The organism is Flexilinea flocculi (genome assembly GCF_001192795.1).
Classification (GTDB): Bacteria; Chloroflexota; Anaerolineae; order Anaerolineales; family Anaerolineaceae; genus Flexilinea; species Flexilinea flocculi.
In genome coordinates this window covers 447,913-460,838 of record NZ_DF968181.1, presented here as the reverse complement: position 1 = coordinate 460,838, position 12,926 = coordinate 447,913, and the positions used below count along the sequence as shown (strand labels likewise).

Here is a 12,926-nt window from a genome sequence, read left to right as displayed (position 1 = left end):
GGGGTTGTTCCTAAAGGAAATATTTGTTAAGGATGGCATAAAACTACGAGTAAAATTGGATAAAAAAGGATCTTTCTGATACAATTAGTGCACGGAAAAAAGCAAAAAGAACCAAAAAACCTTGCATCAATCAGAAAGAAAAGCCGATGTATCTGCGAAAGAATCAACAGCAAGATTTGTGTAAAACCGCTCAGTGGTATCAATTCGATCGGAATTTAAATCCGGAAAACCGATGGGTAAGATTAGCAGAAATCATCCCATGGGATAGTTTTGAAAAAGAATATGCCAAACAATTTTCTGAGAAATCCCGGCACACAGCGCATCCGGTAAGAATGGGATTGGGGACGTTGATAATCCAGCGAATGATGGATTTGTCAGATCGGAAAACGATAGAAGCAATTGTGGAAAGTCCGTACTTACAATACTTTATCGGGTTGGAAAGGTTTGAATTTGAGCTGCCATTCAGTTACAGTATGTTGAGCAAATGGCGAGACAGGATCGATCTGGGGATGATTATGGGACTGATTGAGGAAATCGGACGTCCCGGAGAAAATTCAAATACGGCTGGAAAAAAGAGCGATGATGAGAGAAAAGGTGACAACAAGGGCGAACTGATAATTGATGCAACTTGCGTACCCTCCGATATACGATATCCGAAAGATACCGATCTATTGAATGAAGGAAGGGAAAAGCAGGAAAAAATCATCGACATCATGTATGCTGGAAGCAGCGAACGGAAAAAGAAACCAAGGACTTATCGAAAAACTGCCCGAAAAAAGTATTTGATGTTTGCAAAGAACCGGAATCCAAGTCAAAGAGCGATCCGAAATGCAATAAAAGCACAAATCGGCTATGTCAGGAGGAATTTCAAAACTATCGATCAGATGCTGGAAAAAGAGCCGGGTTTAATTGAATTATTGAGTGAGAAACAAAAAAGGGAATTGGAGACAACTCGTCTGGTATATCAACAACAGGAGGAAATGTATCGCGCAAAAAAGCATAATGTCGAAAACCGGATTGTCAGCATTTCACAGCCATACATTCGTCCGATTGTCCGGGGAAAAGCAAAAAATAAAACAGAATTCGGAGCAAAGATATCGATCAGCGTAATTGATGGGTATTCATATTTGGATCGCGTCCAATTCGATTCCTACAATGAAAGTGAAGACCTTTGGTCACAGATAGAAGCGTATAAACTTCGCACGGGGCATTATCCGGAAGCTGTTCTGGCAGATCAAATCTATCGAACAAAAGAAAACCGGCGAAAATGTGCTGAATTAGGAATACGACTGAGTGGGCCAAAACTTGGCAGAAAACAGGTCAATCAGGAGAAAGCGGAAAGAAAAATTGCCCAAATGGATTCCAGAAAACGGAATGCTGTTGAAGGCAAATTTGGTGAAGGGAAACGGTTCTATGGAATGGATTGTATCAAAGGAAAGACTGAACATACATGCAAGGTCATGATTGCTCTGTATTTTGTAGTTCTGAACTTAGCTAAAAGGCTAAGAGATTTTTTGTCGCAATTTTTAGATTGGATTTTAATCCTGTGCAAGTTCAATATTTTCATTAATTTTGGAAGAAAAAATGGGGCTATTCCACAACTTGCATAATATGGAACAACCCCTAGCTTACCTTCCGAATCATACGGGCAAAAACAACACTACAACCAGGAATTCACATTTCTGGTTTCAAATCGATATCTCTTATAAAAGGGATCATCTATGCTTGAAGGACCTCTTTTACATTTTTAACTACAATCTCGAGATCACTGCGCTCAATTACTAACGGCGGCAGGAATCTCATTACCGTCATACCGGCTGTCAAAACCAGGATACCGCGCTCAGTCAGTTGCGCGATATACGGAGCTGTTTTCTGTTTCAACTCCATGCCGATCATTAATCCCAGACCGCGTACCTCACGAATCAGCGGCGATTCTATTTCACGCAGCGCATTAAGAAACCAGGCACCATTTTCAGCCGTTTTTTCAATCAAATGTTCCTCTTCAATAAAATCAATCGCAGCTAAAGACGCGGCACAAGCAATCGGATTCCCCCCAAAAGTAGATCCATGAACAGCAGTTGGCAACTTATCGAATCCTTTACGCAGCATCACCGCGCCGAATGGAATGCCACCGCCAAGACTTTTAGCAGAAGTCAGCAGATCCGGTTTCAGATCATAATGCTGATGAGCGTACCAGCGTCCAGTTCGTCCAAATCCCGATTGAACCTCATCGATAATGAGTAAAGCGCCGCGCTCTTTGCAGATCTTCTCGGCTGCATGAAAATATTCAGGAGAACCGGGACGGATACCACCTTCTCCCTGTACAATTTCTACAATGAAAGCCGCCGTTTGATCAGTGATTGCACTATCCAACGCGTCCACATCATTGTATGGTATATGGCTGAAACCAGGAACAAGCGGTTCAAAAGGTTCACGATAACGTTTTTCCCAGGTTGCAGAAAGCGATCCCATGGAACGGCCATGGAAACCGCGGACAGTCGCGACAATTTCTTTGCGCCCTGTGATGACTTTACTGAACTTTAGCGCCGCTTCAACCGCCTCAGTCCCGGAATTACAAAAGAAGATACTTTCCATCCCTGTCAGATTGCAGAGCCGATCCATTAATTCCGCTCGGGTGTCATTATAGAACATCTCAGGAAGACCAATCAATCGTTCAGCCTGGGCAGCAATGGCTGCAGCAATCTTCGGATTGGCATGGCCAAGATTCGCAGCTCCTTGTCCGCCGACACAATCGATATACTCTCGTCCGTTCACATCAAAAAGATGTGCGCCTTTTCCGCGAACGATGGCAACTGGCCGTTTACTATAGACACCAACAGAATGTTGGTCTTCCAACGATTTGATCGTCTCAAAATCCATCATGATCTTCTCCCGATACTTCAAACTGATCCCGCAAATAAAACACCAACACAACAACAAATGAGCCTTTTTACATTTCAAACTGCTGATTGAATACGCTGGATTCCGCTTGATTCAGATCACCTGCTCTTGCGTTGCTTAAATTTACCACAATGAAAAGACGTGAATTCTGTTTTGTTATATTCTGAAAAGCTCTCCAAAAGATGCAGAGATTATAGAAATTCTATTTTATTCAAGCATATTTTGAAAATTCTTGCAACAGATAAGATTGTCATCAATGGCATAGATAATTTCCTGCACCGATAAATTGTTGACAATAAAATTACCAGTAATTCAGTGTTTCGAACTACTGAAAAATTTCATCGAATTCTGTAAATCACTGAATTTCAATACCAAAGAGAGTGCAAACGTCGAACATACCGGCAACTCCAATGAAATGTGGATGGAGCATTACGGAAGACGTCTGCTTTACCTGTAAGATACTTTCTGATTCGTTCAGATCGCTGAAATTCGATTATGTCAATTTATTAAACAGGTTGAAAGTGTTTTCTTTCACAACGCTGATCAATTGATCAAGAGGAATATTTTTTACTTGCGCAGTTCTTTCTGCCGTGAACCGTACATAAGACGGTTCGTTCCTTTTGCCACGAAACGGGACTGGCGTTAAATAGGGCGCATCCGTTTCAAATAAAATGGATCCGCACGGGATTTCTTGCAAGATCACCATCCTCCGAGGGACATTCTTATAGGTATACGCACCGCCAATTCCTATAAGGAAGCCTTTAGCTATCGCGGCAAATGCAGCTTCCTCAGTTTCATCAAATGCGTGTAAAACACCAATATTTTCGGGATTCCGATCATGCCATTCAGATAGAATCGGCCACAAGACATCAAACGCTTGTCTGCAATGGATGATCACCGGCAAGTTTAATGATTCCGCTAAATCCAGTTGTTTCTTAAACACCTCCACTTGAATTGCATGCGGACAATGTTCTCGATAGAAATCCAGTCCAATTTCCCCAATCGCCAGACATTTGGGATCCTGAGCCGCCTTTTCTATCTCATCCAACCAATTTTTTTCCAGATTGAATGCGTCATTGGGATGAATGCCAGAGGAAAAGAAAATGGCTGAAGAACAATCAGCCATTTTCTGAGCGCTTTGTGTCGTTTGCAGATCAATTCCAGGAACGATCATTCGCTTTACATCTGCCGCCATTGCTCTATTTTCGACTTCAGAAAAATCTTCAGAAAATTCTGAAAGATTCAAATGGCAGTGAGTATCGATTAGAAACCGATCATCATTCAATTCCTGCTACCTTTAATCCATCGTTTAAGATTTCCTGAACGCATTCCGGATGCGTTGTTTCTGTATAAACACGGATAATCGGCTCTGTTCCGGAAAAGCGAATCAGCATCCAGCCGCCATCTTCAAGGTTAAATTTAAACCCGTCTGTAGTATCCAATCCGATTACTTTTAAACCTCCCAGAGTTGTTGGCTGATTCTTCAGAATATGTTTTTTCTTTTTGTCCGTATCACCCTTGAAAGCAGTATCGATCCGATCATAATAATGCGGTCCGACAATATCAAATAAGTGCTTTAATAGTTGAGACGGTTTCATTCCTGTTTTTACCATAAAATCGAGCATATAGAGATTGGCAAGAATTCCATCGCGTTCCGGGACATTTCCGCGGAATGCATAACCGCCGGATTCCTCACCGCCAATCAGTGCATTCGTCTCAGTAAATTTCGGTGCAACATATTTGAATCCGACACCTGTCTCATAAACCGGAACATCATAAATCTTGCCAAGTTTATTCAGCATGGTTGTCGTAGATAAAGTTTTAACAATTGCACCGCGTTCTTTGCGGATTTCCAGCATATACAGCGTTAATAAAGCCATCACTTGAAGCTGGTTCAAAAAATTACCATTTTCATCACCAATTCCACAGCGGTCTGCATCTCCATCCATGATGATCAACACATCCCCGTCAACCTCGACAGTTCTCTTCAACCCGACATTAACATTCGGCGGAATCGGTTCTGGGCGCTTCATTTCAGGAAAACTTGGATTCCGCTGATTGTGAATCTCAATGATTTCTGTCTTGTCGCCGGATAATAGTCTGGTAAACCAGCCTGCACCATTTCCCCACATTGAATCAACTACAACTCTCAAACCGGCTTTACGAATCGGTTCCAGATCGATTAAATTTTTCAAATGTTCGATATAGTTGATTGATGCGTCAAAGATTTCAACATTCCCATCCGCAATAGCTTCCTGCAACGAAACTCTTTTTACATCGCTCATCTCATCCGGAATCAATGCTTCGATTTCAAGAAGTCCTGCCGGATCAATTGCACCTCCCGTTGCATCCCGAACTTTGAAGCCGTTGTCTGATGGAGGATTGTGAGAGGCTGTAATATTAATTGCACCAACTGCGTTTTTGTCTACAACCGCGTAAGAAATAACCGGTGTCGGTGTTGCTTCTTTAGTCAGTGAAACCATAAAACCATTTGCAGCCAGGACTTCCGTTGCAGCCGCTGCAAAGTTTTCAGAATGAAACCTCTTATCATAACCGATTACGACACGTTCTCCGGTTTTTCCTTGTTTCACCAAATACGAAGCAAATCCCTGTGCGCAGCGCCGGCAGTTATCAAAGGTATAATCCTCTGCAATATATGCCCGCCAGCCATCTGTACCGAATTTTATCTTTTGAGTCATGGTTTTCCTCCAGTCTGTCTTTTTTTAATCCGCGAACCATTTGTAATAATCCATTGTAATTATACTCGTATGAGCAAAAGATTCCATTATTAGGAAAGTCGACAGCAATTCGAAATATTGATTTGTTTTTTAAGTAATCAGGGAAAATTGTTGTAATGCTGTTTTTGTGCAAAATGCAAGCAAAGCACAACAACTGTAAATCCTTTCAATATATCGAATCGGAATCCATCAAGTACATCGATTATTATTAATAACCTGTCTCAATTTGTTTTTCTTTCAATTCAACATAGTACCAGGTCTTACCTCTTCGTCCAAAAAAAGTGATCAAATCATCCGCGTAAAACGGATTTAATTCCTGATACGTATCCACCAAACCGAAGGGAATCTCATCGAAACCCAATGGATAATCGACGCGATTGATCGAAATTCCATATCCCTTATCATTCTCAAAAAAATAAAACAGACTTTTTGAAAAAATTGAAAAGCCAAAACTGCGATAATAATGATTGAAGCGGTCAAAATTCATTTGGCTCATGATTGTTCGATCAGAATAGATAATCTCCGATATTGTCGGATCGGGATCGATATCCACTGTCATGCGAATTGGCAAATACCAGTCTCCACCATAACTGATTAATCCCCAATTTGTAAAATATGGACTGTCCACATGAGGAAACCAAAAATCATAAAATGGGTAAGAATTGCTTTCGACAGACATATTCGCGCGTGTCGGATATTTTGGATCCCGGTTTTTATCCTGATCATATTCAAGTGTTGTGGAATAAGATTCCCCATATAAACCGTATCGGTAATTGGTACGATCACTTAGCGTGGTTTTTAATCTGGCAGCCAGGTTGGCATCCAGCGATCCTTCAACCGGTTTCAATTTCAGTGGATTGATTTCCGGCGCTGATTTCAATTCGAATTCCTCGTAGGATAATTGGTACGGGAAAGCGCTCATATCCGTTTTATTGGATGCTTTGCTGGCGCCATCTTTGACATATAAAGCGACTGCATCCGCTTCAACAGTCAACAAGTTTTCAGAACTGGTTGTTCCAAAAACCGCAGTTCGGACTCCTTCAGCAAGCGCATCAGAATCAACCAGCTTCTTTTGATCATTCACATAAAAGCAAAAATCGCCGCATTGTACTTTCATTTCTAAACCGGAGGCATGGCGAACTATGAAATAATCCGTTTCAATTTTCGCGATTGTCCCAATAAACCGGACAATCTGATTTGTCTGCTCAGGGATTTGTTCGGCAAGATCACGCGAAAAGATGCTGCTATCGGTTTCGAAATAGATATCCGATTGCGGGATTGGCGTTTCCACAGGTTTTTCAGGCGCAAGTGTCGGAAGCGTCGGCAGTTGATCCAGATCAATTTGTGGAATGGTTGTAGCAATTGCTGTCTCTGTCATTTGTTCTGTTTCGATCAAATAACAACCACTCAATAAATTTTGAATAATCAGCAGAAAGACAATCAAACCGGCATATTTTGTTTTTTTTCGACAATAACAGGATTTTTGCATATCTCTTACCAATTTTACGATCACAAAAATCTCAAGATTTTATTTCCCGACAATTGATAAAATGGTTAGGATTCATTGTTGTTGCGGAGCAGACTGAACTGTTGCAAAAGTAGAATTCCGCTGGAAATTGTTGTTTTTTTAATAAATACACTGACTACTCCTTTCCGATACTCTCCAACCAAGCCACAGAAGAAGCATCACTCGGCATACGCCAATCACCCCTCGGAGAAAGTGTTACCGTTCCAACTTTCGGACCATCCGGAAGACAGGAGCGTTTGAATTGCTGAGCAAAAAATCGTTTATAAAACACTTGCATCCATTTTTCAATGATGAACGCGTCATACACATTTTTAAAGGCGTATTCTGCAAGATATCGAATTTTTGCCGGTGTAAATCCACGCCTAATTGTGTAATACAGGAAAAAATCATGCAGTTCATAAGGACCGATAAGATCTTCTGTATACTGAATCATCTCTCCATTTTTTGGAGGCAGAAGCTCCGGGCTGACAGGAGTATCCAATATATCTTTTAGAACATCCCGTAAAGGTTCGTTTTCTGTTATTTCCATACAATAATGTACTAAAAAGCGTACCAGCGTCTTTGGAATTGAGCTGTTGACGCCATACATACTCATATGATCGCCATTATACGTTGCCCAACCGAGCGCGAGTTCAGACAGGTCACCAGTTCCAATTACAATACCGCCACACTGATGACAGATATCCATCAATACCTGTGTCCGCTCTCTGGCTTGTGCATTTTCAAATAGAATGGAATGGTCGGATTCATCATGGTCAAGATCTCGAAAATGGCTGCGAACGGAATCGGTAATATCTACAATCCGCAGTGTCACACCAAGCGTTTCACATAATTTCATTGCATTCGTCTTTGTCCTGCCGGTTGTTCCGAAAGAAGGCATTGTCACTGCAACGACATCCGTCATCGGACGTCCCAATTCTTTCATCACGCGAACGCTGACCAGAAGCGCTAATGTAGAATCCAATCCTCCGGAGACTCCGACTACAGCGGATTTTGCCTGAACATGCGTCAAACGCTGTTTTAATCCGGCGCTTTGAATTGAAAAAATTAATTCGCACCGCTCCCGTAAATGAGCGGTATCTTCAGGGACAAAGGGATTCATACGAATCTTCTTCGTCAGCGGGGTCTGACGCAGCGGCATGGAAAATGGAATTACTGCATAATTCTCTGTTGAAAGCGGATGAACTGTATTGATTTTTCTGCGTTCAAAAATGATTTCTTGAAGATCGATCTCGCTGACAGCCTGAGCTCCTTCAAATGGTTTTGCTTCAGCCAGTATAACGCCGTTACCAGCAATCAGGTTGTGCCCGGAAAAAACCAGATCTGTTGAAGATTCACCCATTCCGGCATCCGCATAAATATAACCGCTGATTAGTTTTGCGGATTGTCCCTTGACCAACTGACGGCGAAATTCAGCTTTACCGATGACTTCATCGCTGGCAGAAAGATTTGCGATGAGCGTGGCGCCAGCTTGTGCATGTCGGTTTGAAGGCGGTTGATTCACCCATAAATCTTCACATATCTCTACACCCAATACAAATTCCGGCATCTCAAGACAGCGAAAAATCAATTGATTTCCAAACGGGACTTCTTCATTGTCAATAAACAATATACCATTTTTTACCGGAGCGGGAGAAAAATGACGCAGCTCGTAGAATTCCGAATAATTAGGTATTTCGGTTTTCGGTATAATTCCTAAAATCTTCCCTTGATATAGGACTGCTGCGCAATTGAATAATTTGGATTCATAAATCAGTGGAAGTCCTATGATGGTGATCATCGAAAATTTTTTACTTTGTCTGCTGAGTTCCACAAGCATTTTCTTCGCAGAATCCAGCAGTACATTCTGTAGAAATAAATCTCCGCAGGTATATCCGGTTAGACACAACTCAGGAAAGACCAAAACATGTACTCCATCCGACGCCGCTTTCTCCATCAAAGATAGAATCTGTCCGGCATTATAGCGGCAATCTGCCGTCTTGATTTCCGGAGTATAGGCAGCTGCTTTTATAAATCCATTTTGCATAGGGTTTCCCTCCATGTGGAAAATGCGGTTTCATTATACGCAAAAAACAGGATTTCTGAAAAGTTTTTTCAAGGTTTCTAATGATTGGAAAAAATTTTTCAGAAAAGGGAGAAAAATTCTAATTGTGGTATTTTTATGCAAAGTGCAAAAATACCACAACAACAATTTTTCTTTCTTTGTGCAATAGGTGTTACCGAATATAAAATGCTGTCAAATGCTGTATCCTTGTATTTGAATTAAAATTGAATGCATTCACAAATATTCTTCTGATGAAGAACCTGACAGGTACACACCAATGATTCTTAATAAAAATTCCAAGATCGCTGCAGCAAATCAGAAAAAAAATGGATTAATGTTTAAAGAATGGCTGTTGTGTCTCTGGTTCAGCCTTGCAATCAGTTTCTTCTCCTTTCTATATGTTACCAGAAAAGATGGTATCTTCAGCAGAAGAGAACAAATCCTGCTGTTCGTTGTATGGCTTGCGCTTCTCATGTTCTTTCGATTCGGTCTGTTGAATCGTCTTCATCCGGCATATCGTTATAAAGAAATATTCCTTTTTTCAATCCTTGTCAGCGCGTATGTCGTTTTACGGTTTTCGGATTCATTGCATCCGGTCCTTTACGCAATCAAGAATCTGGAAGTTACTGTGTCCGATTTGGAGGATCAATCCGTCATCGAAATGGATTGGGCTTATTGGGCAACAGAACCGCAGAAAATGACAATGGATCCAAAAGATTATCGGCATGCACAGGATATTCGTCTCGATCAGCTCTCAACCAATGAATTGTGGAATCTTTCCGAGAATGGTACGCTGATCACGCGATCCAATCGTGCAAAAATTCATTATCACGGTGATTTTATTCGTCTTTTTGTGCCCGTCTTTCATTTTAAGGTGACGAATGGCAGCGGAACAGTATCTGTCCGTTACAACGGTACGAGCAAAGATTTCATCCTTTCAAGCGATCATAACGAATCCATGCTGATTCTCGGATATACAAGCACGATTCTGTCACGTGTTATTTCTTCCCTTGTATTCCTGTTTGCCCTCACAGGATTATTGGCTTGTATTTCATTTTTTATCCAACGGATATACGCTCCAAAAATCATTCGCAAAGAATGGTGGATAGGCTTCGCCTCATTTGCGCTGCCGATTGTTATCTTGCTTGGCATTTGCGGGGTTCAAAAGATGTATCCTTTCGGTGAAAAGACGTTTTTTGTTGTCGACATGAATCAGATGTATTCCGACATGCTGGCGTATTTGAAATCGTTTTTTTCCGAAAAGAATAATTTACTGTACACATTCAGTAAAAACTTAGGCGGCGATATGCTGACTCCCTATGCTTTTTATTTAGGGAATCCGCTTAATTTTATCGTTTGTCTATTCTCTGCCGCAGATCTTCCAAAGGTTGTCTCGTTTCTGATAATTTTCCAGTTTGGCATCTGTGGTTTAACTTCTCATCTCTATTTTCGAAGAAGATTGCCCGCCAGTTTCTCTTCGCTGCTCTTTTCGACCAGTTATGCGCTAATGGCTTATAACCTTGTAAATGCCGAAAATATGCACTTTATCGCAGGTGTAGTCTGGCTCCCCCTCACTGCACTTGGGATCGAGTTGATTGTCGAAAAGAATCGGCCTTTCCTTTATATCAGCTCGTTATGGATCATCTTGCTGAGTAATTTCTATTTTGGCTATATGATCTGCATATTTTCTTTATTCTTCTTCTTGTTCACCATGCTCAGCGCTTCGGATCGAAAATCATTCAAGCAGAAAGCCATTATTCAGTTTTTCTCGGGAAGTATCCTGTCTGCAGCAGGTGCTTCCTGTCTGCTGCTGCCATCCTTTTTCAAACTGATGGAAGGAACGAAAGAGTTTAATCTGTCCAGGCTAAGTCTTTCACCGAATTTCTTCTTTCCGGATTTATTTTCAAAGCTTTTTACCGGAGCCCACAACGAATTTGAAATAGACAGCGGCTTGCCAGTCATCTTCTGCGGTATTTTCATCAATGCATTGGCTTTTCTTTTCTTCCTGAACAAACGAATCTCTGCGAAAGAAAAGCTCCTGGTTTTTTTCCTGTCAGCCATAATGATAATCAGTTTTGTTATCAGTGGTGTAAATCTTGTCTGGCATGGATTGAACAAACCAGTTTGGTGGCCATATCGTTATGCATTCATTTTCAGTTTTCTATGGATTATGACCGCATACCGCTGTTTCCTTCAACTGAAAGGAATTCATATCTGGTCGATTTTAATCTCCATTGCAGGATTCGCATCTCTTTCAGTTTTCATCATGAACCGCAGTTTTCCCTATTTATCATGGGAAAAAATCTTGTTGGATAACCTTCTGCTGTCTTTATTTTGTCTTCTTTTCTTTGTTTATCAGGGGGAAAGACCGTTTAAGAACAAGATATTTTCAAAAGATCTGATCCTTTCACTGATCATGATCCTCACTTTGATGAATCTGACAGAAAATGCAGATCAAATTTGGGAAATCAATTATGCCGATTCCGTTAAGACTCATGAGTATCGAGATTTCATCAACTCCGTCACACCGGTGATCCAGCGAATTAAGGAAGAAGATCAAAGTTTTTATCGGACTGAAAAGACTTTTCAAAGAGGATTGAATGATGCGCTGCAATTCAGTTATAACGGATTAACACATTATTCTTCGACAACAAATAGAAAAGTATTCGATCTTCTAACTCGTCTGGGTTTTGCTCATTATCATTATTGGACAAGATATGGGCAGGGATCAACCGCTGCGATTGACAGTTTGCTGGGTGTAAAATATGTTCTTACGCATCAAAAACCGATTACAAAGAATTTCGATCTGTTTTTTTCAGATCATGAGTATGCGGTTTACAGAAATCCGACAGCACTTCCGCTGGGTTTTTCGGTATCCGATCAAGTCAAAAATTGCCGTATTCCATCTGGAATCGATCTTTTTGAAGTTCAAAATCACATTTTCCATTGTCTGACTGATGATGATTCAGCGAATCTATTTACAATTCCGCAAACGATAAGATATTCACAAAACGGCAAGGATGAAAAGATCGATCAATCGGGCAAGATAGCCGATAATTCCGGCGATCCTGCCGAATCTTACGCCGAATGGATAATTACAGTCGAAAGAACCGATCCGCTATATGTTCATATACCCAATGCTCCGGATGTGACATCTGTTTATGAAGTCTATTTAAATGATCAATTCCTCATCCGAAATGAAAGCGTGATTGAAAGCGGAATTCTACCCCTTGGCAAATTTTCTCCCGGTGAGATAATCAAGTTGCGATTGAAATGGCTTGGTCCACAATTTTCCCTGAAAGATACTTTGTTCCGATATGAAAATCAGTCTGTTCTGGAATATTATGCTGCCGCGCTGAATCAGAATCCTGCATCCCTGGAGAAATTGAGCAGCTCACATTTGAAAGGTTCCTTTTCAATTCCCGATAAACATCATGTTTTGTTTCTCTCCATCCCATTTGAACGTGATTGGCAGATTTTTGTTGACGGAGAAAAAGTGAGCCCAATCGAAGTGATGGATGGGATGATCAGCATCAACGCCGAACCAGGATTGCATACGCTTGAAATGAACTATATCCCGACCGGATTGATTGCCGGATCAGGGTTGTCATTCTTAGCTTTGATCATATTCATTTTCTGGTTTCTTCAGGAAACCGCTAACGGGAATGAAAGAAGTCAACGGAAGCGGTAATTGGTAATTTAGAAAAGCCTAAAA

At 41.1% G+C, this 12,926-nt stretch carries 7 protein-coding genes; 2 read left to right on the top strand and 5 right to left on the bottom strand.

Annotation, left to right across the window (positions count from 1 at the left end; translation table 11 throughout):
* Positions 1-146 precede the first annotated feature (146 nt).
* Positions 147-1,610 (top strand): IS5 family transposase, encoded by a 1,464-nt coding sequence (locus ATC1_RS06900; RefSeq protein ID WP_062277905.1) that lies wholly within the window; start codon positions 147-149, stop codon positions 1,608-1,610.
* A 109-nt stretch (positions 1,611-1,719) separates the two neighbouring features.
* Here the strand turns inward: ATC1_RS06900 and ATC1_RS06895 are convergent, their stop codons facing one another.
* The 5 genes from ATC1_RS06895 to ATC1_RS06875 all read right to left on the bottom strand — a co-directional run bounded on the left by ATC1_RS06895 (position 1,720) and on the right by ATC1_RS06875 (position 9,193).
* Positions 1,720-2,883, bottom strand: coding sequence for an aspartate aminotransferase family protein (locus tag ATC1_RS06895; protein ID WP_062279635.1), 1,164 nt, complete (start codon positions 2,881-2,883; stop codon positions 1,720-1,722).
* Positions 2,884-3,394: 511 nt separating this feature from the next.
* Positions 3,395-4,186, bottom strand: a complete 792-nt coding sequence (locus tag ATC1_RS06890; RefSeq protein WP_062279633.1) for a TatD family hydrolase — start codon at positions 4,184-4,186, stop codon at positions 3,395-3,397.
* Positions 4,179-5,600 carry a phosphoglucomutase/phosphomannomutase family protein gene (locus tag ATC1_RS06885; RefSeq protein ID WP_062279631.1) on the bottom strand — a complete coding sequence of 474 codons (1,422 nt, stop codon included), beginning with the start codon at positions 5,598-5,600 and terminating at the stop codon, positions 4,179-4,181. Before ATC1_RS06885 ends, ATC1_RS06890 begins: the two co-directional genes overlap by 8 nt.
* A gap of 247 nt (positions 5,601-5,847) precedes the next feature.
* Positions 5,848-7,152 (bottom strand): hypothetical protein, encoded by a 1,305-nt coding sequence (locus ATC1_RS06880; RefSeq protein ID WP_152024252.1) that lies wholly within the window; start codon positions 7,150-7,152, stop codon positions 5,848-5,850.
* A 130-nt stretch (positions 7,153-7,282) separates the two neighbouring features.
* Positions 7,283-9,193 (bottom strand): NAD(+) synthase, encoded by a 1,911-nt coding sequence (locus ATC1_RS06875; protein WP_062279627.1) that lies wholly within the window; start codon positions 9,191-9,193, stop codon positions 7,283-7,285.
* A gap of 295 nt (positions 9,194-9,488) precedes the next feature.
* On the opposite strand from ATC1_RS06875, the gene ATC1_RS06870 reads away from it, so the two are divergent.
* On the top strand, positions 9,489-12,902 hold the full coding sequence (locus tag ATC1_RS06870) for a YfhO family protein (protein ID WP_062279626.1): 3,414 nt from the start codon (positions 9,489-9,491) through the stop codon (positions 12,900-12,902).
* The last annotated feature ends 24 nt before the right edge of the window (positions 12,903-12,926 follow it).